This window comes from Enterococcus sp. CSURQ0835, from assembly GCF_902706605.1.
In the GTDB taxonomy this organism is placed as follows: domain Bacteria; phylum Bacillota; class Bacilli; order Lactobacillales; family Enterococcaceae; genus Enterococcus_A.
In genome coordinates this window covers 12,703-32,349 of sequence record NZ_CACSLH010000015.1, presented here as the reverse complement: position 1 = coordinate 32,349, position 19,647 = coordinate 12,703, and the positions used below count along the sequence as shown (strand labels likewise).

Below are 19,647 nucleotides of genomic sequence, written 5' to 3'. Positions count from 1 at the left end.
GGGCGAAGATGACATTTTTAAATTATTTAAGAGACCGTGTACCGATTTTAATCGGTTGGCTGCTACTAGATGCTTTATTAGTCTTTATGGTCTGGCTGACACCAGGCTTGACGCATTTTTGGGATAATTTAGCTTATTTGTTTTTGTTGCAGCTCGTCTTGATCTTTTTGCTGCTGGCATTGTATTATTTCCGCAAAAAAGAATGGTTGACACAGTTTAGACAAGACACGAGTTTACAACAATTCGTGAAAAAAGGGCAGACCCATGAAGAAAGAGCAATCGAGCATTACGTAAATCAACAAGTACTAGAACATCGGCAAACGATGCAGCAAGTCATCGACCAACAAAAGGATCAAAAAGAATATATTGATTCATGGATCCATGAGATCAAAGTTCCGTTAGCCGCAGTGGATCTGATTTTACGAAGCATCGAGTTTGATGTGCCGGATGAAAAATATCTTTTGTTGCAAGATGAAGTGCAGCGAATCGATGAGTACGTCGAACAAGTGTTGTATTATTCACGCGCGGATGAATTCGTCAATGATTATTTGATCCAAGAATATTCTTTGAAAGCCATCATTCAACCGGTGATCGCAAGCCAAGCAAATTATTTTATCCAAAAAAAATTGCAGTTGACGATACCAGAAAACGATGCGCGAGTCTTAACAGACAGCAAATGGATTGCCTTTGTCTTTCGACAGTTATTGAGTAATGCGATCAAGTACACGCCCGCAAATGGCACGATCATGTTGATGATCACAGAAAAAAATGATGGTGTCTTACTGCAAGTCGCAGATCACGGCATTGGTATTCCTCCAGAAGACCTCGGTCGGATTTTTGATAAAGGCTTCACGGGTGAGAATGGTCGCAGCGCTGAAAAACATTCGACTGGACTCGGATTGTATTTAGCAAAACAGCTGACAGAAAAGCTAGGTGTAACACTGACGGCTGAATCAGAAGTCGGTCACGGCACGACGATGAAATTATTTTTCCCCACATTGCGGTACTATCATGAAAAAAGATAATGAAAGTTCTAATGTAAGCAAATAATAGTTGTCAATGACTCTCCTTCTTTGCTATTCTATTCCAGAATTAAATGAAGGGAGTTTTTTTATGAGCTTTTTGATCGCATTGGTCCCGATGCTTGCGTGGGGGAGTATCGCACTAGTCAGCAGTAAACTTGGCGGCGATGCGAACCAACAAACATTGGGAATGACGATGGGCGCATTTTTATTTGCTTTGGTGACGTATTTGATCGTCCAGCCAGTCTTGAACGGTTGGGTCTTTTTGATCGGTTTTTTATCAGGCTTTTTTTGGACGATCGGACAAAATGGTCAGTTCCATGGCATGAAATATATGGGGGTTTCGGTAGGACTACCGTTATCCACCGGGTTTCAGTTGATTTTGAATACAGTTGCAGGTGCGATCTTTTTCCACGAATGGACGAAGACCCGCGACTTTGGTTTTGGTTTTTTAGCGTTGGTCCTTTTAGTGCTGGGCGCGTATTTGACGGCTCGTCAAGATGATGAGGAAGCACCTAAGACGGATCATAAAATGTTGGATTTTGGCCGCGGCTTCCGGGCGTTGATTTTTTCGACGATCGGTTACGGCTTATACACGATCATCATCACGTGGGCGGGGCTTGATCCATTAGCGATCATTTTACCTCAAAGTATCGGGATGTTATTAGGCGCCGCGATCTTTGCTTTGAAAAAAGCGCAGCTCAATCGTTTTGTCTTCAAAAATATGTTGTCCGGTCTATTGTGGGGCATCGGGAATATCTGTATGTTGTTGACGGTCCAAAATATTGGGCTGGCGATCGGTTTTTCATTGTCCCAGATGGGGATCATCATCTCGACTTTAGGTGGGATCTTTTTACTAGGCGAGCACAAGACAAAAAAAGAAATGGTGTATGTGGTGAGCGGTTGTTTGCTGATCATTTTGGGCGGTCTCGTATTAGGTTATATGAAAGCGTAAAACAGCTAACTAAAAAACGAGAACCTCACTGTTTAGTTTAACAGTCGAAGGTTCTCGTTTTGGCATCTCAAAATATTTTGACTGACTAGCCGCCACCTAATAAGAAATCTAGTACGTTCCAGCCGCCGCTTGTTTGGGTGCGATACAGTTCGGTGTAGCCGCATTGCGTGCAGCTGATCGTCGTGAATTTTTTATTTTGGACATTAAAGAGTTTAGAAAAATTCCCGCCGGTTGCTTGAAATTGATCCGCGGTGTAATGTTGATTGCCGCATTTGACACAGACGAATTGTTTTTTCTCCATGATAAACTAGCCTCCTAGCGGTCGTTTAGATCCATCAATTTTTGTTTTAAATCATTTTCCATGTGGCCTAGTTCTAGTTCGGCTGCTTGGCGCCGTTCTTTGCCTTCTTTTTGGATGCGTAGTGTTTCTTCCAAAGTCTCGACTAGATCATTTTGAGTTTGTTGTAACGTTTCCAGATCGACTACGCCTCGTTCATTTTCTTTGGCGGTTTCGATCGTTGAGATCTTCAACATCTCTGAATTTTTCTTCAACAAGTCATTGGTCGTCTCTGAAACTTGGCGTTGTGCAGTCACAGCATCTTTTTGACGCAACAAGGTCAACGCGATCGCGACTTGATTTTTCCACAATGGGATAGCGGTATTGATCGAAGCTTGGATCTTCTCAGCCAATGCTTGGTTGGTATTTTGGATCAGTCGGATCTGCGGTGCTTGTTGGATCGTGATCTGACGCGCAAGTTTCAAGTCGTAAGTGCGTTTGTCGAGGCGATCTAAAAATTGGGTGTAGTCATTGACGACTTGCACATCCATTTGATCTCCGCTGGCTTTGGCTTTTGCGGTCGCTTCAGGAATCGTTGTTTGTTTCAATTCATCGATCTTTAGTTCAGCTGCTGCGATATAAATGTTCAACGCATCAAAATAGTCTTTATTTTTATTGTAGAGTTGCTCTAACATTTGGTTGTCTTTTAAGAGACCGTTTTTTTCTTGATCTAACTTTGTGGCGATCTTATCGATTTGGGCGCCGATCTTTTGATATTTGGCAGTAATCTCATAAATCGATTGTTTGACTTTCCCAAACATCCGTTGGAAAACATTGCCTTCACCGGCACGCAATTCATCGGGATTGGCTTCATTCAAGCGATACATCAATTGGTTCAATGAATCGCCGATCGGACCGATGTCTTGTGTTTGGACGGTGTTTAACATCGATTGAGAAAATTCGCTTAATTTTGTTTGCGCCGTCGCGCCGTAACTGATCACGGCTTGTGAGTCATTGACGTCGATTTTTTTGGCTAATTCTCGTGCTTGGTTTTGGCGTTCTGCCGGCAGTTTATCGATTAAACGCGGCGCTTGTTCTTGCTCTTTTAAAGTGGAAAGTTCATCTTGTTGGACCGGTGTCAAACTGTCAGTTGATCCAAAAGGGTTGCTCAATAAATCGTCTAAGGTCGTATCGACGGATTGGGTCGGTTTCGTGTTTTCTGGCTCCATTTTCATTCCTCCTGCTAGTAAAAAACCGTGGCTCTGAATTGCTGGCAAGTCGTGGTGTTCCATGCGAGAGCTGCGGATTTTTTTGTGGAAAAAAATCTAGCATGCGCTAGATTTTATTCGGTAAATTGTTTTTGTAAAGGTTCTTTCAAGTCGTGGTCAAGATTTTTTTTGGCAATCGAGATCTCAACATCCATGTCTTCCATATCTTCTGAGACAAATTGCTGGTAATCTTTGACGATCAGATCCGCCATTTGGTCGATGATCTGGGCGCTTTCTTCTAGTTTACCATACGTTTCTTTTGTTTTGACTTCATGCTGGTTGATCTCGATATAATGATCAGTCAAATCTACGATGTTTGGTAAATGCGTATATAAAAAGTGGCTGGCTTCTGGCAGGCGGGTCGGTTCTTTTACCAATTCTTTGAACAACGCTTTGGCAGCTTTTAGGGTGTCATGCCGTAAGTCGATCGCTTTTAATTTGGCGTTTTGCGTGATGTTTTCTTGGAGTCGGACGATTTGTTGCTTGCTCGTGCTCATCGTCTCGCGAAACAATACGATCTCGCTTTCAGACATGCCGGCCTCGCGATAGTGCTGTTCTTTTTCTTTGGACATAAAAGGTACTTCTGCTTGCGCTTGTTTGCCTTTCCGGCCGCGCAGTCCTCGATAAATCAAATAGATTCCTCCTAGCATCAATAAGAAAATGAGAAATTCGCTGAAGTCGCCTTCAAAAAATGCGATAATCCCCATGATGACTAGGCCGATAGTAACGATTTTCTTCCCCATAACGATCCTCCTAATCTATACGTAAAGCTGACTTATTTATGTGTTTTACTTCGATTACTTTACAGGTTCATTTTAGCATGAAACCTTAAACGATTAGTATCAGACCAAAGATGGATTTTTCAGATTTAGAAAAAACGTAAGAATTTTCTGTGATACAATGGGACCAAGACATTTGAGGAGGAAACATTTCAAGATGCTAGAATACAAAGATTTTGAAGAAAAGACGATCCACCGCAAAGAGATTTTTAAAGGCAAGATCATCGACGTGTATTTAGACGACGTTGCCTTGCCCAATGGCGGTACGAGCCAACGAGAACTAGTCTTTCATCCTGGCGGGGTGGCGACGATTCCTATCACGGCTGAAAATAAAATCGTGATGGTCAAACAATTTCGCAAACCTTTAGAAAAAGTCGTCTTAGAAGTTCCAGCTGGTAAGATCGATCCCGGGGAAGGGACACATCCTGAGGTCACCGCCCGCCGCGAATTAGAAGAAGAGACGGCTTATCAAGCAGAGACGCTCACGTATGTGGCGGAGATGTATTTGTCACCGGGCTTTTCAGATGAAAAGTTATATGTCTATGCTGCACAAGGTTTGAAAAAAGTCAGTCACCCACGCCCGCAAGACGATGATGAAGTGTTAGAGCTTTACGAATTGACGTTAGAAGAAACAAAACAAGCGATCACAGACGGTGTGATCTGTGATGCGAAAACGATTTTTGCTGTTCAGTATTGGGAACTCATGCAAGTAAAAGGAGCGATGAAATAAATCATGCCATTGGTGAATCGTGAAGAGATCCGCCGCCGTAAAGAAAAAAATGCGCGCTTAGCCCGTGAACAAGAACGGCAACAAATCGCGGAAAAACAAAAAAATAATTTTTATCGGAAAGAACTGAAACAAAAACCGCCAGCGAAAAAAACCCGCAGCGGTGAAAACGAAAAGCAACGGGAGACAGGGAATTTTTTAAATAAAGCGATCTTGATCGTTTTAGTATTACTAGTCTTGACGATGCTGGCCGTCTTTTTTATTTAAAGAGGAGGATGTTAGATGAAAATCGGTATTATTGGTGCTATGGAAGAAGAAATCAAAAGTTTACGGGAACGCTTGGATCACCCGCTGTCTTGGGAACAAGCTGGGGCTTTGTTTATTTCCGGTAGCCTGGGCAATCATGAAGTGATCGTCGTCCGTTCGGGGATCGGCAAAGTGCTAGCTTCCATCACAACGACACTGTTGATCCATCAATATAAAGTCAACATGGTGATCAACACCGGGACAGCAGGTGGGATCGGTTCTGGACTGGCGATCGGCGATTTGGTCGTGGCAGACAAAGTGGCGTATTACGATGTCGATGCAACCACCTTTGGCTATAAAATCGGCCAAGTTCCCGGCATGCCGTTGTATTACGATAGCTCGGTTTATTTACGGCAAGAAATGATCAAAACCGCCGAAAAAGTCGGCCAAAAAGTTCATGAGGGCTTGATCGTTTCCGGGGATAGCTTCATCAGTAGTCCGGAAAAAACGCATGCCATCAAACAAAATTTTCCTGACGCACTCGCACTGGAGATGGAAAGCACCGCGATCGGGCAAACTGCTGCTCAATTTGGGATCCCGTTTTTGATCTTGCGGGCGTTAAGTGATACCGCCGATCAAGCTGCGACTGAGACCCACGAAGAATTTGTTGAACACACTGGGAAAGCTTCCGCGGAATTAGTCACGGAATTCGTCCAGCACTTAAAATAGGAGGCAACCTTCATGAAAGCTTTACTCTCGATTGATTACACTTATGATTTTGTGGCAACCGCTGGTAAATTGACGACCGGAGCTGCGGGTCAAGCGATCGAACCAACGCTCGTCCAGCTGACTAAAGACGCGATTGCAAATGATGATTTTGTCGTCTTTGCGATCGATGGTCATGATGAAGATGATCAGTACCATCCTGAGATGAAGTTATTTCCACCCCATAACTTGATCGGAACAGCAGGGCGTGAATTGTACGGTTCATTAAAAGCTGTTTATGCTAAAAATCAAGACCGCCAAAATGTCTATTGGATCGACAAGCGACATTATTCTGCTTTTAGTGGAACTGATTTAGATATTCGGCTGCGAGAACGCGGCATCACCGAATTATGTTTGACCGGTGTCTGTACGGATATTTGTATCTTGCACACTGCAGTCGATGCGTATAATCTCGGATATAAACTAGTGATCCCAGAACATGCGGTTGCTAGTTTTGATCCAGTGGGACATGACTGGGCACTGCAACATTTTAAAAATACGTTAGGCGCGACACTGATTTAAAAATGACGAAAACAAGCCGCTGTTGAAGTGTGAGTTCAACAGCGGTTTTTTGAATTTCTGATCAGGCCGAGCCGTTCATCTTTTAATGAACGAATAGTGGGTCAAGTATGTTTTGTTCAAAGTGGGTAAAATCTTTGATGATCCCATTTGGGGCTAAGTTTTCGGCTTCAAATAATGGTGTGTTGTGCCCGGTAGGATCGATCGCAACAATGGAACCGATCGCAGCATTCCGAGCAGCTTGTAGGCCGGAATAGGAATCCTCGATCACCATGCAGTCAGTTGGATCTAAGTTTAACTTTGCCGCAGCTTTCAAAAAAATATCCGGCGCGGGCTTGCCAGGAAACGTTCCATCATCTACTACGACGTTGCGTTGATCAAACCAGCGAGCCAAATCAAAGATCTCAAAATAAAAATCCATATTCGCTTGAGGCGCAGCTGAAGCGATGGTCAGGGGAATCTGTTCTATCACTAACGTATCCAATACTTCAGCTAAGCCAGCTGTTAATTGGATCTGGGTCGGATCGGCTTTTACCAATTGCCGATAATAACTTTCTTTTTCACCAGCCAGTTTTGCGATTTGAGTATCCGTGAGCTCAGGTGAGATAAAATGTTTCAAGATCGCGGCATTGGTTTGACCGTGGATCTGTTTGACGATTTCAGTTGGCTCCAGCGTAGCTTTTGAGTATTTTGTAATCATGTGGAGCCAAGCTTGTTCATGGAGTGGGGAATCGAGAAACATCGTCCCATTAAAATCAAAAATGATTCCTTTCATGTTTAAACCTGCTTTTTAATGTTTGAATTTGTTTTATTCTAACATATTATGTTTAAGAATAAAACGATTTCTCGGAATAGTTGCGTTAAGTTTTTATTAATTATATAGTGAGATGGGAATTTCAGAGGAGATGAAAGGTAATGGATTACTTAGTGATCGCGCTGTTTGCTTTTTGTGGTGGTGCGATTCGTTTTTTAGTCAGTGAGTGGCTTCCAAAAATCGGTGGGGTCTTTCCCTTAGCGACCTTAGTGGTGAATTTGATCGGCTGTCTATTTTTCAGTTGGGTGGTCAAACACATTTTAAGTGACATCGATCTCTCGGCGCGTCTCGTATTAGGAATCGGCGTCGGCTTTTGCGGAGCCTTAACGACGTTTTCATCATTTGCGTTAGATGTGATGCAGCTGGTGTTAAGCGCGCATTATTGGTTAGCGCTTTTGTACTTTGGCTTATCGTTAGCTGGCGGTCTTGGACTAGTCTTTTTAGGGGAATCACTCTATCAACGTAAGCAGGTGAAACTATGAACGCTCTATTAGTCGGAAGTGGCGCTGCGATTGGTGCGATGATGCGTTTTGCGTTGAATCAATACTTTGAAGATCGGACGAAACATTTACCAAAAGCGACTTTCTTTATTAATTTAACTGGCAGCCTGCTTCTGGGAATTTTTTTCGGACTGCATTTAGCCCAGCCAGTGTATTTATTTATCGGAACTGGGATCATGGGCGGGTATACGACTTTTTCAACGTTCAACTTTGAACTGCTCGTTTTATGGCAACACGACCGTTCGATGTTTTATCGTTACATCACAGCTACCTATGTGCTGGGGATTTTATTCAGTTTGATCGGGATCATGATGGGGCGAGCGATTTAAATCAAAAAAATGCGTTAGCCATCGTCTGATAGCTAGCGCATTTTTTGATAGTATAGTTTATTCTTCTGCTACGATGATCTTGATGACTTTGTCGAGAAAATCTTCTTCGCTCAAGACATTGCCGTCTTCGTCGTGGTTCGTGATCTTGTCGGTTTTAGAACCGTCTGTGAATTCGTAAGTCCCATCATTGTTGGCAAAGACATAATAATCTTTTTCACCTTCGACGTGGAACGCTTCTTTGCGATCAGGAAATTCAACACCGGCATTGATGACCGTGATTCCTGAGACGCGTTGTGTCAAATAATCTTCTACTTCTTTGATAGTAAATTCTTTCATTTCTTTGCACCCTCTTCACATTTAATCATAGCACCATTTTTAAGAAAGCGTATCAATAAACCCTTGAGAACTGAAAAATTATTCTTCTTCTTTTGGCAATTGGTTGTCAAGATCTGTCCGGACGATCAGCACATCACAGCCAGCATTGCGAATAACATATTCAGAGACCGAACCAATAAAGAGCCGTTCAACGGCATTTAACCCAGTCGCGCCTAACATGATCAAATCAACATGGTGTTTTTCTGGAATCTGATTGGCGATGACGGATTTTGGTGCACCGTACTCGATCACTTTGGTAATTTTTTTACAGCCGATCCCTTGTGCGTATTTTTCGTAGTCGGCAAGCGTTTGTTTTGCCATATCGGTGGCTTGTTCGGCTAATGTATTGTCAAAGGATGACACGGTTTGAAATGCCCGCGTGTCGATCACGTGAGCCAAGATCAATTCGGCTTCGTTTCGCTTGGCAACGTTGGCAGCTTTTTTAAACGCGAGCTCAGCTTCACTCGAACCATCAACGGCGACCATGATCGTTTGATATTGTTGTTCCATCACAATTCCACTCCTTTTACCAGCAAAGGTAGCTGGCAACCATTTTCTTTTCCTCTTTATTTTAGAACATTTTAGCGGAAATTGACAATCTTAGCTCTTTTTCATTTTACCGGCAAAGCGTAAGCTGAAAATCGCAGAGCAGATCAAGACGACCACGAGGTAAAGTAGTGAGTAGTTCGTTTGGTTCAAAAAGCCGATCACTAGACCGAAGATGCCGAGGATACCATAGCTGATGGCGAAATTGCGAAAGAAACTTTGATTGTCGCGATTTTTTTCGATCAGCAAGAAGAGGCCGGCATTTTTTTTCCATAAATAATAGCTGCAAAATAGTAACAATAAAGCTAGCACAAATAATAAAATTCGAATCATCATGTCCTCCATATACAGAAAAAAGCAATTTGCAAAAGCAAATTGCTCTTTCATTCTAAAAGAATGGAAAACTCCGTCGATGCCGTTATTCACCCGAGAGTATTGATCCCGCAAAGTCTAGCAGGTGGGTTCCACGGTCTAAGCATTGAACTACCAAATGAAAAGGCATGTCGCCTGCTTTGACACAAGACAGATCCCAAGATATCAATAAAAATGTTCGGTCAACACTGAAATGGGCAACGCGCACATCACAGAATTTCCATCTCAATAGTAGCACAGGAAATATAAAGTTGCAATGAATTACGACTTGCTCAAAACTTCGATCAGCTGAATCAAATCGTATTTTCTTTGTTGGCTCTATTCTATAAAAAGCCTGATAAATTGTCAATGAAAGCGAATTATATTTACTGGTGATCAAAGCGCTTTGCTTGATCGGCTTAGAAAGCGGCAAAGCATTACACCTACTTTTTCTTCGCTGAGTCCTTCGCCGCTTTTTTCCATTCCTTGATTCGAAAATATTGTTGCCCGAGGGCTTGTTCATATTTTCCCGTGGCTTTGGGCTCATAGTAGTGCGCATTTTTTAATTTAGTAGGTAAATACTGTTGATCGACCCAAGCATGTTCGAAATTATGGGGATATTGGTACCCGATCCCGCGGTTTAAATTTTTAGCCCCTTGGTAGTGACTGTCGCGCAAATGATCGGGAACTTCACCGGCTTTACCGGCACGAATGTCTGCGATCGCGGCATCTAGTGCTTGGTACGCTGAATTTGATTTTGGTGACAGACACAAATCCACGACGGCATCCGCTAATGGAATACGCGCTTCGGGTAGTCCTAATTTTTCAGCGGCTTGGACCGCTTGAACGGTACGCGCTGCAGCTTGTGGATTGGCTAGCCCGATGTCTTCATACCCGATCACCATCAAGCGCCGACAAATGATCGGCAAATCACCCGCTTCGACTAACCGCGCTAAATAATGTAAAGCAGCATCAACATCACTGCCGCGAATCGATTTTTGAAACGCGGAGATGACATCATAATGTGCATCCCCATCTTTATCGTGAGTCAGTGCTTTTTTTTGAACACATTCTTCAATGATCGCAAGGGTCAAATGGATCACCCCGTTTTCGTCTTTGGGCGTTGAGCGGACGGCTAACTCCAAACCGTTCAACGCACTACGCAAATCACCATTGGTCGCGCGACTCAGATGCAACAAAGCGTCTTCATCAAGGGTGACCTCTTCGTTTCCTAGACCGCGCTCTTTATCAGTCAATGCTTGTTGGATCGCTTGTTGGATATTTTCTTCGGTCAATGGTTTGACTTCAAAAATCTGAGTTCGACTGCGGATCGCGGGATTGATGGTAATATACGGATTTTCAGTCGTCGCGCCGATCATGACGATCCGGCCACTTTCTAAATGGGGTAAAAGAAAATCTTGTTTCGTTTTATCTAAACGATGGACTTCATCTAATAATAAGATCACGGTGCCGCTCATCTTGGCTTCTTCAGCGACGATCTGTAAATCTTTTTTCGTATCAGTGGCAGCATTCAACATGCGAAACGCGTAGTGAGTCGAACCGGCGATCGCGCTGGCAATGCTTGTTTTCCCAGTGCCTGGTGGTCCATATAAAATCATCGACGACAACATCTTGGCTTCCACCATCCGCCGAATGATCTTTCCTGGGCCGACCAAATGCTCTTGACCGACTACTTCAGCTAAATTACGCGGCCGCATGCGATACGCTAACGGTTGCTGCATGGAATCCCTCCTTTTCAGTCACTTTTCATTTAGTATAGCATTTTTTGAATCCAGTTTCGCAAACCAACTTCTCGGCAGCAAGGCTCACTGGCTGGTGGGCAGAAAGTATCAAACCGCCAGTGACCGCTTACTTGCACGAAGCGGAACTGTTTTTTAGTTAAAAAATTTTATTTGTGGCTTGCAGTCGTAGCATGTAACGGCGATATTGTGTATCATGAAGACGGTGAAGAGAATGACAATGAATGAAGTAATCGAATTTTTTAATACACATGAAACGCCGGAAGTGGCGGAATATTTGTTGGGGATGTATGTGGAACATGACACGCCTCAAGGGAAGTTGGGCGGCTATATCGTGGATTGTGAGGCCTACCTCGGTCCAGATGATGAAGCGGCCCACAGTTTTGGTCTGCGAAAAACCCCACGGCTAAAAGCGATGTATCAAAAGCCAGGCACGATTTATCTGTACACGATGCACACGCACTTGATTTTAAATATGATCACGCGGGAAGTCGGCTTGCCTCAAGGGGTGATGATCCGCGGTTTGGAACCAGCAGCAGGGCTGGAGCAAATGATCAAAAATCGCAACGGAAAAACGGGTGTGGCGTTAAGTGACGGCCCCGGAAAATTAGTGGAAGCGCTGGGAATCGAAAAAAATTTGTACGGCGAATCGATTTTTTCAAGTGCGCTCCATTTAGTGCCAGAAAAACGTAAATATCCACGCACCGTTGAAAAGTTGCCGCGAGTCGGCATCCCGAATAAGGGGATCTGGACGGATCTGCCGCTGCGTTTTACGGTCAAAGGGAATCCTTATGTGACAAAACAAAAAAAGGCGAATATCGCGGAAAATAATGGCTGGAGGAATTAAGATGGCAAAAGAAACGATGATCAGTTTTTTAGATCAGTACTTAGATAAAAAAATTCCCGATTATGATCTCGCATTGGATTGGGATACGAAAAATCATAGCTTTGAATTAGCTTTTCGCTTGTATGGCGAGAATAAGCAACAAATTGAGTTGGATGATGTCGATGGTGTCGCGTCAGAAGAAACGGTGATCGAGTTTGAAGATGCGATCTTATTGGCTGATGAAACTAAATCTGATTACGAGCTCGCCGATTATTTAGCAGTGATCACCTATCCGGGCAAAAAAGGCTTGCCAAAAGGGGTTTTAAAAGCGATCGTGGATTATTTGCGGGATGTTTTAGAAGAAGGGCAAAGCGACTTACTCGACTTTTTAGCAGGTGATAGCCAGCAAGAAGTTTTTGAATTAGTTTGGAACAAAGAGCAGTTTGAAAAATTAGCGGAGCAAGGACGCGACACACCGTACTTGCCTTATCCTAGTTATTAAGGAGTCGAAAAGATGAAATGGAATGAAGTCAAAGTCACCACGGAAAGTGAAGCAGTGGAAGCTGTTTCCAATATTTTGATGGAAGCTGGCGCAGCCGGAGTCGCCATTGAAGACAGTTTGGATGTCCAAAATTATCAAAAAGATCCCTATGGTGAAGTGTTGGATCAAAAAATGTTTACCGACTTGACTGAAGGTGCCGCGGTCAGCGCGTATTTTCCCGAAACGATCTTTTTACCGGAGATCTTACCGCTGATCAAAGAAAAAATCACCCGCTTGCCGGAATTTGGGTTAGCAATCGGTGAAAATAAAATCGAAGTCAGTGAAGTAGCCGAAAGTGATTGGGCGACGGCTTGGAAAAAGTATTATCATCCAGTGCGGGTCACGCGCTTTTTAACGATCGTTCCGAGTTGGGAACAATATACTCCCCAATCAGATGAAGAAAAAATCATCACGTTAGATCCTGGGATGGCCTTTGGAACGGGAACGCATCCGACAACAAATTTGACGTTGCAAGCCTTAGAAACTGTTTTGCGCGGGGGCGAAACTGTTGTAGATGTCGGGACTGGTTCAGGTGTGTTGAGTATTGCGAGTTCTTATTTAGGTGCAAAAAAAGTGTACGCCTATGATCTAGACGAAGTGGCGGTCCGTTCCGCGCAAGAAAACGTCGATCTTAATCCCCATACGGAAAATATTTCCGTTTCTGCTAACGATCTATTAACGGGGATCGAACAGCCAGCCGATGTGATCGTGGCTAATATTTTAGCGGACATCATCAAATTGATGATCGAAGATGCGTGGCGGCTGTTAAAACCAGACGGGACGTTTATCATCTCAGGGATCATCGAAGACAAAAAAGCGATGATCTTAGAAAAATTGACGGCGCAAGGTTTTGTCGTGGATCGGATCTTCCAGCAAAAAGATTGGTTTGCGATCATTTTGAAAAAAGGCGAGGAAGACTAGATGCAACGCTATTTTGTAGAAGGCACGTATCGCGCGACAGTGGAATTGACTGGTGAAAACTACCATCATATCGTCCGCGTGATGCGCATGAAACCTGATGATGAAGTCTTTATCGTTTTTGCTGATCAGCAAAGTTTCAAAGGTGCGATCACTGTGATCACATCAGACAGTGTGACTGTAGCAGAACAGGAAAAAGAAACGTTGCGGCGGGAGTTGCCCTTTGAGGTGACGATCGCGAGCGGCTTGCCAAAAGGTGAAAAATTAGAGTTGGTCGTCCAAAAAGGTACGGAGCTAGGCGCTCATAATTTTATCGTCTTTCCTGCTCAGACATCCGTTGTAAAATGGGATCAAAAAAAGCAAAGCAAAAAAGTGCAACGCTTGCAAAAGATCGCGCAAGAAGCGGCTGAGCAATCTCAACGCCAACTTCAGCCAACCGTGGAATTTTTCCCTAGTACCCAACAGCTGACGGCAGTCTTTAACGACTACGACGCTGTGCTAGTTGCGTATGAAGAATCAGCCAAGCAAGGTGAACGCGGACAACTCGTTCAAACATTGGAAAAGCTAAGCGCAGGACAACGTTTGTTAGTGATTTTTGGCCCTGAAGGCGGATTGACCCAACCAGAGATCGCGCTTTTTACTCAAGCAGGCGCGAAGTTGTGCGGGCTAGGTCCGCGAATCTTGCGCACAGAGACCGCACCGCTTTATGTTTTAGCGGCCGCAAGCTTTTATTCCGAGCTCTTTGATCCCTCCGATTGAAAAAAGCCGGACAACTTTGTATAATAAAAACAATAATTTTCGGAAAATACTAGCATTGAAGTGTTGAACGATACATTAAAGGTGGGAAGTCAGATGTCAAAAGAAGTAATTTTAACGGGGCCGCAAGTCATCGAGCTAGTGGCTACTTATATGGGCGAAAAACATGTCGCGTTTGTCAAAAAAGCGTATGAGTACGCCGCAAATGCCCACAGCGAACAAGTGCGGCAGTCTGGCGAACCTTATATCATCCATCCGATCCAAGTCGCGGGGATCTTAGCGGATCTGCACATGGACCCGCATACGGTCGCGACCGGCTTTTTACATGATGTGGTAGAAGATACTGAGGTCACTCTAGAAGACTTACGCCAAGAATTTGGGTCTGATGTCGCTTCATTAGTCGATGGGGTGACAAAATTAGGGAAGATCAAATACAAATCCCACGAAGAACAATTAGCGGAAAACCATCGTAAAATGTTACTGGCGATGGCACAAGATTTGCGCGTGATCATGGTCAAGTTAGCCGACCGCTTGCACAACATGCGGACGTTGAAATATTTACGAGATGATAAACAGCGGCGGATCGCGCGGGAAACATTAGAGATCTACGCGCCGTTAGCCGATCGTTTAGGGATGAGCCGGATCAAATGGGAATTGGAAGATACCGCACTGCGCTATTTGAATCCGAAGCAATATTATCGAATCGTGCATTTGATGCAAACCAAACGCGAAGAACGAGTGGCGTATGTCAATGAAGCGGTGGAAGAGATCAAAGCTGCGACTAAAGAGTTAGGGATTTCAGGAGATATTTATGGCCGACCCAAACATATTTATTCCATCTATCGCAAGATGCGGGATCAAAAAAAACAATTCGATGAGATCTATGACTTGTTAGCGATCCGAGTCATCGTGGATTCTATCAAAGATTGTTACGCGGTCTTAGGCGCGATCCATACGAAATGGAAACCGATGCCTGGGCGCTTCAAAGATTATATCGCGATGCCCAAAGCCAATATGTACCAATCGCTCCATACGACAATCATCGGACCAAAAGGTAATCCGGTAGAAGTGCAGATCCGGACCCACGAAATGCATGAAGTCGCAGAATTTGGGGTCGCGGCACATTGGGCGTATAAAGAAGGCAAAACGGAAAAACAAGAAGAGACACAAGACAATAAACAGCTGGATTGGTTCCGCGAGATTTTAGAGTTGCAAGATGAAAGCTATGATGCTTCTGAATTTATGGAAGGGGTCAAAGGCGATATCTTCAGCGACAAAGTCTATGTGTTCACACCAAAAGGGGATGTGACGGAGCTGCCAAAAGGTTCTGGGCCATTAGATTTTGCCTACAGCATTCACACCGATGTCGGAAATAAAACCACTGGCGCCAAGGTCAACGGCAAAATGGTACAGCTGGATTATAAATTAAAAAATGGCGACATCATCGAGATCTTGACTTCACCTAATTCATTTGGGCCGAGCCGTGATTGGTTGAAGATGGTGAAAACCAGTAAAGCCCGTAACAAGATCAAACGTTTCTTCAAAACGCAAGATCGGGCAGAAAATATTACCAAAGGACACGAGTCAGTCAACAAATGTATCACGGATCTAGGTTATTCGCCAAAAGAAGTCCTGACTAAAGAGCGTTTGCAAGATGCGATGACGAAATTTAATTTCCACAGTGAAGACGATTTATTTGCGACGATCGGCTTTGGCGAATTAAGCGCGTTGACTTTTGCCAATCGTTTGACAGAAAAAGAACGCCGCGAAGAACGGAATCGTAAAAAACAAGAAGCGGTCGATGAAATGATCAATCATCCGCAGAAAAAAGAACCGGAAAAAATCAAAGTCCGGCATGAAGGCGGCATCGTGATCCAAGGGGTAGAAAACCTTTTGATCCGCATCAGTCATTGCTGTAACCCGGTTCCTGGAGATGACATCGTCGGTTACATCACCAAAGGCCGCGGGATCTCGATCCACCGGACGGATTGTCCGAACATCACCAAACAAAAAGGTATCGAGGATCGTTTGATCGAAGTCGAATGGGAAGATACCTCCAATACGAAACAAGAATACGATGCGACGTTAGAGATCTATGGGTTTAATCGGGATGGCTTGTTAAATGATGTGTTGAATATCGTCAGCGGCATGACGAAAAAATTAGTCAGTGTCGAAGCCAAACCAACTAAAGATAAACTCGCGATGATCACGTTGACGTTTAAGATCCAAAATTTGAGTCATCTGTATTCCATCGTGGATAAAATCAAAACCGTTCGTGACGTTTATAGCGTCAAACGAACGAAAGGCTAGGAGGAAAAAGTGTGCGCGCAGTGATCCAACGAGTCAGTGAAGCGGAAGTTAAAATCAAAGGCACTTCAGTCGGCAAGATCGAGCGAGGGTTTATGATCTTGTTAGGTGTACATGAAGAAGATACAAAAGCCGATGCGGATTATTTGATCCGTAAAATTCCGCTGTTACGCATTTTTGAAGATGCAGAAGGGAAAATGAATCAAACGATCCAAGATATCGGCGGTAGTATTTTGAGTATTTCGCAATTCACGCTTTATGCGGATACGAAAAAAGGCAATCGGCCCAGCTTTATCAAAGCGGCACGTCCGGAAACGGCGATTCCTTTGTACGAATATTTTAATCAAGGTTTAGCTGCTAGTGGACTGAAAGTTGAAACAGGTGAATTTGGCGCAGATATGCAAGTGGCGCTGATCAACGACGGACCTGTAACGATCATTTTTGATACGCGGGATAAATAAAGCGGCAGTTTAAGTCGTCTGAGGAGGAAAAAATGAAAACAGTGAGTTGGGTTTGGTCGTTGAATCGTAACGATCAATTGTTGGGAGCTCCGATAGAAACAGTCAATACGTTTCATCCGTATCGATTTCAACGAGAATTTCCGAAAGTATTAGGAAATGATTGGCACGTGGCATTTATCACGTGGGACCTCGTGCAAACTGAAAGTCCACATGGTGAGGTGATCGTCATCGTGGAAAGCCTCAAGCGTTTCGTTGACTTTTCAAATGCGTCGGTTCCCGTTGTAGTGATCCCGGTAATAGAAATGATGCGTCAAGACTACCAAGCTATTGCCACGCGGATTTTAAGCGCGGTTCATTAAAAGATCGACCAGATAGCCAGCGGGCTGTCCGGTCGATTTTTGCTAGAATGGTCTATAACACAAGCTAGCTTTTGTGGTATACTAGCAGGGAAATTATTTACGGGAAAGAGGAGGACCACATGGCCGAGAAAGATACATTTTATATTACGACTCCGATTTATTATCCGAGTGGCAAATTACATATCGGGAATTCTTATACGACGATCGCCTGTGATGCGGTTGCGCGTTACAAACGTTTGATGGGCTTTGACGTATTTTATTTGACTGGTGTGGATGAACACGGTCAAAAAATCGAGAAAAAAGCGGAAGAGTTAGGGGTCAAACCACAAGAATACGTGGACAAGATGGCCGCAGACGTCAAGAAATTATGGAAGATGTTAGATATCAGTTACGATAAATTTATTCGGACGACTGACGGGTATCATCAAGCCGCTGTTCAAAAAATCTTTGAACAACTATTGGAACAAGGTGATATTTATTTAGGTGAATATGAAGGCTGGTATTCTGTTTCGGATGAAGAATTTTTCACTGAGACCCAACTAGCAGAAGTGTATCATGACGATGAGGGTAAAGTCATCGGCGGGAAAGCGCCAAGCGGCCACGAAGTCGAATTAGTGCGGGAAGAATCGTATTTCTTCCGCATGAGTAAATATGCCGATCGCTTGTTGCAATATTATGAAGATCATCCTGATTTTATTCAACCAGAGTCGCGGAAAAATGAAATGATCAACAACTTCATCAAGCCAGGCTTAGAAGATTTAGCAGTTTCGCGGACGACATTCAAATGGGGCATTCCGGTCAAATCTGATCTGAAACATGTGGTGTATGTTTGGATCGATGCGTTATCTAATTATATCACCGCGCTAGGTTATGGTTCTGCTGATGACAGCTTGTTCCAAAAATATTGGCCAGCTGATGTTCATATGGTAGGAAAAGAAATCGTCCGGTTCCATACGATCTATTGGCCGATCATGTTGATGGCACTAGACTTGCCATTACCGAAAAAAGTTTTTGGTCATGGCTGGTTGATGATGAAAGACGGCAAGATGTCTAAATCAAAAGGCAATGTCGTCTATCCTGAGATGTTAGTTGAACGCTACGGTTTAGATGCGTTGCGTTATTATTTATTGCGGGCAGTGCCATTTGGTTCCGATGGCGTCTTCACACCAGAAGATTTTGTTGCACGGGTCAATTATGATCTAGCCAATGACCTCGGGAATTTATTAAATCGGACCGTTGCCATGATCAATAAATATTGTGAAGGCGTCGTACCGAAATATCAATCACTGGTGACGCCATTTGACAGTGAATTGTCGACGACTGCGGCTAACGTGGTAAGTCGTTACCATGAAGCGATGGATAAAATGGAATTCAACACTGCACTCAGTGAGATCTGGAGTTTAGTTTCGCGGGCGAATAAATACATCGATGAAACTGAACCATGGGTGTTAGCTAAAGATGAGACACATCGAGCTGAATTAGATAGTGTGATGGTGCATTTGGCTGAAACGTTGCGGATCGTCGCGATCTTATTACAACCGATCATGACTCAAACACCGAAGAAAATCTTTGAACAATTAGGTCTTGATCCAGAAACGATGATGTTGCAAAATATCCATTTTGGTGAATTTCCTGAAGATACGAAAGTCACACCAAAAGGCAAACCGATCTTCCCACGGTTAGATATGGACGAAGAAGTCGCTTACATCCAAGCTCAAATGGCAGAAGGCAGCAAGCCGCAAGCGGAAGCGATCAAATGGGACCCGGAAGAAACCGAATTAGTCTCCGTCAAAGATAAAGAGATCAAGTTTGACGTATTTGATAAAGTCGAATTGAAAGTTGCTGAAGTGATCGCGTGCCAAAAAGTCAAAGGCGCCGATAAATTATTACAATTCCGCTTAGATGCTGGCGATAAGCAAGACCGTCAAATCTTATCGGGAATCGCTGAATATTATGCGGACCCCGAAAGTTTAGTCGGTAAAAAATTAATCATCGTCGCGAACCTCAAACCACGAAAAATGCGTGGCGAGATCAGCCAAGGCATGATCTTATCTGCGGAAGCTCCAGACGGCACTTTAAAAGTCGTCGAAGCCCCAGCTGATATGCCAAACGGTGCGATTGTGGGTTAAGAAAAAGAAGTCTTTGATTTAGTTCAAAGGCTTCTTTTTTTGCTTTGATCGTACTGTTCCCCTTCAGAAGACCGGATCTCAATAGAACAAAGTTACTGCTCGTGATACAATGAGAAA

General features: G+C 43.7%; 24 protein-coding genes and 1 other RNA gene. 16 read left to right on the top strand and 9 right to left on the bottom strand.

What is annotated here, in order from left to right; translation table 11 throughout:
• Window positions 1-8 precede the first annotated feature (8 nt).
• Together GVJ38_RS07840 and GVJ38_RS07835 are read left to right on the top strand one after the other, a co-directional pair.
• Window positions 9-1,025 carry a sensor histidine kinase gene (locus GVJ38_RS07840; RefSeq protein ID WP_159722627.1) on the top strand — a complete coding sequence of 339 codons (1,017 nt, stop codon included), beginning with the start codon at window positions 9-11 and terminating at the stop codon, window positions 1,023-1,025.
• An 88-nt stretch (window positions 1,026-1,113) separates the two neighbouring features.
• Window positions 1,114-1,977: a GRP family sugar transporter gene (locus GVJ38_RS07835; RefSeq protein WP_159722626.1), complete on the top strand. Its 864-nt coding sequence runs from the start codon at window positions 1,114-1,116 to the stop codon at window positions 1,975-1,977.
• A gap of 85 nt (window positions 1,978-2,062) precedes the next feature.
• Here GVJ38_RS07835 and GVJ38_RS07830 read toward each other — a convergent pair whose 3' ends face one another.
• From GVJ38_RS07830 to GVJ38_RS07820, 3 genes are all read right to left on the bottom strand, one after another.
• Window positions 2,063-2,278: a zinc ribbon domain-containing protein gene (locus GVJ38_RS07830; RefSeq protein WP_159722625.1), complete on the bottom strand. Its 216-nt coding sequence runs from the start codon at window positions 2,276-2,278 to the stop codon at window positions 2,063-2,065.
• Between the two features lie 14 nt (window positions 2,279-2,292).
• Complete coding sequence (locus GVJ38_RS07825) at window positions 2,293-3,483, bottom strand: toxic anion resistance protein (RefSeq protein ID WP_159722624.1); 1,191 nt, start codon at window positions 3,481-3,483, stop codon at window positions 2,293-2,295.
• Between the two features lie 113 nt (window positions 3,484-3,596).
• On the bottom strand, window positions 3,597-4,265 hold the full coding sequence (locus tag GVJ38_RS07820; RefSeq protein WP_159722623.1) for a 5-bromo-4-chloroindolyl phosphate hydrolysis family protein: 669 nt from the start codon (window positions 4,263-4,265) through the stop codon (window positions 3,597-3,599).
• A 193-nt stretch (window positions 4,266-4,458) separates the two neighbouring features.
• Here GVJ38_RS07820 and GVJ38_RS07815 point away from each other — a divergent pair, with 193 nt between their 5' ends.
• Genes GVJ38_RS07815 through GVJ38_RS07800 form a run of 4 tightly spaced genes read left to right on the top strand, consistent with a single transcriptional unit; the run spans window position 4,459 to window position 6,561 of the window.
• On the top strand, window positions 4,459-5,031 hold the full coding sequence (locus tag GVJ38_RS07815; protein ID WP_159722622.1) for an NUDIX hydrolase: 573 nt from the start codon (window positions 4,459-4,461) through the stop codon (window positions 5,029-5,031).
• A gap of 3 nt (window positions 5,032-5,034) precedes the next feature.
• A complete protein-coding gene (gene macP / locus GVJ38_RS07810) occupies window positions 5,035-5,295 on the top strand; it encodes a cell wall synthase accessory phosphoprotein MacP (protein WP_159722621.1) in 261 nt (86 codons plus the stop codon).
• A 15-nt stretch (window positions 5,296-5,310) separates the two neighbouring features.
• Window positions 5,311-6,003, top strand: a complete 693-nt coding sequence (locus tag GVJ38_RS07805; RefSeq protein ID WP_159722620.1) for a 5'-methylthioadenosine/adenosylhomocysteine nucleosidase — start codon at window positions 5,311-5,313, stop codon at window positions 6,001-6,003.
• A gap of 12 nt (window positions 6,004-6,015) precedes the next feature.
• A complete protein-coding gene (locus tag GVJ38_RS07800) occupies window positions 6,016-6,561 on the top strand; it encodes a cysteine hydrolase family protein (RefSeq protein ID WP_159722619.1) in 546 nt (181 codons plus the stop codon).
• Between the two features lie 82 nt (window positions 6,562-6,643).
• On the opposite strand, the gene GVJ38_RS07795 is transcribed toward GVJ38_RS07800, so the two are convergent.
• Window positions 6,644-7,333: an HAD family hydrolase gene (locus GVJ38_RS07795; RefSeq protein WP_159722618.1), complete on the bottom strand. Its 690-nt coding sequence runs from the start codon at window positions 7,331-7,333 to the stop codon at window positions 6,644-6,646.
• Between the two features lie 140 nt (window positions 7,334-7,473).
• Here GVJ38_RS07795 and GVJ38_RS07790 point away from each other — a divergent pair, with 140 nt between their 5' ends.
• Both GVJ38_RS07790 and GVJ38_RS07785 read left to right on the top strand, forming a co-directional pair.
• Window positions 7,474-7,854: a fluoride efflux transporter FluC gene (locus GVJ38_RS07790; RefSeq protein WP_159722617.1), complete on the top strand. Its 381-nt coding sequence runs from the start codon at window positions 7,474-7,476 to the stop codon at window positions 7,852-7,854.
• Window positions 7,851-8,201: a fluoride efflux transporter FluC gene (locus GVJ38_RS07785; protein WP_159722616.1), complete on the top strand. Its 351-nt coding sequence runs from the start codon at window positions 7,851-7,853 to the stop codon at window positions 8,199-8,201. Before GVJ38_RS07790 ends, GVJ38_RS07785 begins: the two co-directional genes overlap by 4 nt.
• A 57-nt stretch (window positions 8,202-8,258) precedes the next feature.
• On the opposite strand, the gene GVJ38_RS07780 is transcribed toward GVJ38_RS07785, so the two are convergent.
• From GVJ38_RS07780 to GVJ38_RS07760, 5 genes are all read right to left on the bottom strand, one after another.
• The gene (locus GVJ38_RS07780; protein ID WP_159722615.1) at window positions 8,259-8,537 is read right to left on the bottom strand and encodes a hypothetical protein; all 279 of its coding nucleotides are present in this window, start codon (window positions 8,535-8,537) and stop codon (window positions 8,259-8,261) included.
• Between the two features lie 78 nt (window positions 8,538-8,615).
• Window positions 8,616-9,086 carry a universal stress protein gene (locus GVJ38_RS07775; protein WP_159722614.1) on the bottom strand — a complete coding sequence of 157 codons (471 nt, stop codon included), beginning with the start codon at window positions 9,084-9,086 and terminating at the stop codon, window positions 8,616-8,618.
• 90 nt (window positions 9,087-9,176) lie between these two features.
• Window positions 9,177-9,455 (bottom strand): hypothetical protein, encoded by a 279-nt coding sequence (locus tag GVJ38_RS07770; RefSeq protein ID WP_159722613.1) that lies wholly within the window; start codon window positions 9,453-9,455, stop codon window positions 9,177-9,179.
• Window positions 9,456-9,521: 66 nt separating this feature from the next.
• A non-coding RNA gene (gene ssrS, locus GVJ38_RS07765) (6S RNA) lies at window positions 9,522-9,715 on the bottom strand.
• Window positions 9,716-9,916: 201 nt separating this feature from the next.
• The gene (locus GVJ38_RS07760) at window positions 9,917-11,215 is read right to left on the bottom strand and encodes a replication-associated recombination protein A (protein WP_159722612.1); all 1,299 of its coding nucleotides are present in this window, start codon (window positions 11,213-11,215) and stop codon (window positions 9,917-9,919) included.
• 238 nt (window positions 11,216-11,453) lie between these two features.
• Between GVJ38_RS07760 and GVJ38_RS07755 the strand changes: the two genes are divergently transcribed.
• The 8 genes from GVJ38_RS07755 to metG all read left to right on the top strand — a co-directional run bounded on the left by GVJ38_RS07755 (window position 11,454) and on the right by metG (window position 19,530).
• Window positions 11,454-12,080, top strand: a complete 627-nt coding sequence (locus tag GVJ38_RS07755) for a DNA-3-methyladenine glycosylase (protein WP_159722611.1) — start codon at window positions 11,454-11,456, stop codon at window positions 12,078-12,080.
• A gap of 1 nt (window position 12,081) precedes the next feature.
• Window positions 12,082-12,561, top strand: a complete 480-nt coding sequence (locus tag GVJ38_RS07750; protein ID WP_159722610.1) for a DUF3013 family protein — start codon at window positions 12,082-12,084, stop codon at window positions 12,559-12,561.
• 12 nt (window positions 12,562-12,573) lie between these two features.
• Window positions 12,574-13,521, top strand: a complete 948-nt coding sequence (gene prmA / locus GVJ38_RS07745) for a 50S ribosomal protein L11 methyltransferase (protein WP_159722609.1) — start codon at window positions 12,574-12,576, stop codon at window positions 13,519-13,521.
• Window positions 13,522-14,277, top strand: a complete 756-nt coding sequence (locus GVJ38_RS07740) for a 16S rRNA (uracil(1498)-N(3))-methyltransferase (protein ID WP_159722608.1) — start codon at window positions 13,522-13,524, stop codon at window positions 14,275-14,277.
• A 93-nt stretch (window positions 14,278-14,370) separates the two neighbouring features.
• Window positions 14,371-16,584, top strand: a complete 2,214-nt coding sequence (locus GVJ38_RS07735) for a RelA/SpoT family protein (protein ID WP_159722607.1) — start codon at window positions 14,371-14,373, stop codon at window positions 16,582-16,584.
• An 11-nt stretch (window positions 16,585-16,595) separates the two neighbouring features.
• Window positions 16,596-17,042 (top strand): D-aminoacyl-tRNA deacylase, encoded by a 447-nt coding sequence (gene dtd / locus GVJ38_RS07730; protein ID WP_159722606.1) that lies wholly within the window; start codon window positions 16,596-16,598, stop codon window positions 17,040-17,042.
• 32 nt (window positions 17,043-17,074) lie between these two features.
• The gene (locus tag GVJ38_RS07725) at window positions 17,075-17,401 is read left to right on the top strand and encodes a hypothetical protein (RefSeq protein WP_159722605.1); all 327 of its coding nucleotides are present in this window, start codon (window positions 17,075-17,077) and stop codon (window positions 17,399-17,401) included.
• 95 nt (window positions 17,402-17,496) lie between these two features.
• Window positions 17,497-19,530 carry a methionine--tRNA ligase gene (gene metG / locus GVJ38_RS07720; protein ID WP_268839982.1) on the top strand — a complete coding sequence of 678 codons (2,034 nt, stop codon included), beginning with the start codon at window positions 17,497-17,499 and terminating at the stop codon, window positions 19,528-19,530.
• The last annotated feature ends 117 nt before the right edge of the window (window positions 19,531-19,647 follow it).

Coding starts and splice junctions, on each gene's coding strand:
- GVJ38_RS07840 (WP_159722627.1), top strand. CDS start 9: ATGACATTTTTAAATTATTTAAGAGACCGTGTACCGATTTTAATCGGT.
- GVJ38_RS07835 (WP_159722626.1), top strand. CDS start 1,114: ATGAGCTTTTTGATCGCATTGGTCCCGATGCTTGCGTGGGGGAGTATC.
- GVJ38_RS07830 (WP_159722625.1), bottom strand. CDS start 2,278: ATGGAGAAAAAACAATTCGTCTGTGTCAAATGCGGCAATCAACATTAC.
- GVJ38_RS07825 (WP_159722624.1), bottom strand. CDS start 3,483: ATGGAGCCAGAAAACACGAAACCGACCCAATCCGTCGATACGACCTTA.
- GVJ38_RS07820 (WP_159722623.1), bottom strand. CDS start 4,265: ATGGGGAAGAAAATCGTTACTATCGGCCTAGTCATCATGGGGATTATC.
- GVJ38_RS07815 (WP_159722622.1), top strand. CDS start 4,459: ATGCTAGAATACAAAGATTTTGAAGAAAAGACGATCCACCGCAAAGAG.
- macP (WP_159722621.1), top strand. CDS start 5,035: ATGCCATTGGTGAATCGTGAAGAGATCCGCCGCCGTAAAGAAAAAAAT.
- GVJ38_RS07805 (WP_159722620.1), top strand. CDS start 5,311: ATGAAAATCGGTATTATTGGTGCTATGGAAGAAGAAATCAAAAGTTTA.
- GVJ38_RS07800 (WP_159722619.1), top strand. CDS start 6,016: ATGAAAGCTTTACTCTCGATTGATTACACTTATGATTTTGTGGCAACC.
- GVJ38_RS07795 (WP_159722618.1), bottom strand. CDS start 7,333: ATGAAAGGAATCATTTTTGATTTTAATGGGACGATGTTTCTCGATTCC.
- GVJ38_RS07790 (WP_159722617.1), top strand. CDS start 7,474: ATGGATTACTTAGTGATCGCGCTGTTTGCTTTTTGTGGTGGTGCGATT.
- GVJ38_RS07785 (WP_159722616.1), top strand. CDS start 7,851: ATGAACGCTCTATTAGTCGGAAGTGGCGCTGCGATTGGTGCGATGATG.
- GVJ38_RS07780 (WP_159722615.1), bottom strand. CDS start 8,537: ATGAAAGAATTTACTATCAAAGAAGTAGAAGATTATTTGACACAACGC.
- GVJ38_RS07775 (WP_159722614.1), bottom strand. CDS start 9,086: ATGGAACAACAATATCAAACGATCATGGTCGCCGTTGATGGTTCGAGT.
- GVJ38_RS07770 (WP_159722613.1), bottom strand. CDS start 9,455: ATGATTCGAATTTTATTATTTGTGCTAGCTTTATTGTTACTATTTTGC.
- GVJ38_RS07760 (WP_159722612.1), bottom strand. CDS start 11,215: ATGCAGCAACCGTTAGCGTATCGCATGCGGCCGCGTAATTTAGCTGAA.
- GVJ38_RS07755 (WP_159722611.1), top strand. CDS start 11,454: ATGAATGAAGTAATCGAATTTTTTAATACACATGAAACGCCGGAAGTG.
- GVJ38_RS07750 (WP_159722610.1), top strand. CDS start 12,082: ATGGCAAAAGAAACGATGATCAGTTTTTTAGATCAGTACTTAGATAAA.
- prmA (WP_159722609.1), top strand. CDS start 12,574: ATGAAATGGAATGAAGTCAAAGTCACCACGGAAAGTGAAGCAGTGGAA.
- GVJ38_RS07740 (WP_159722608.1), top strand. CDS start 13,522: ATGCAACGCTATTTTGTAGAAGGCACGTATCGCGCGACAGTGGAATTG.
- GVJ38_RS07735 (WP_159722607.1), top strand. CDS start 14,371: ATGTCAAAAGAAGTAATTTTAACGGGGCCGCAAGTCATCGAGCTAGTG.
- GVJ38_RS07725 (WP_159722605.1), top strand. CDS start 17,075: ATGAAAACAGTGAGTTGGGTTTGGTCGTTGAATCGTAACGATCAATTG.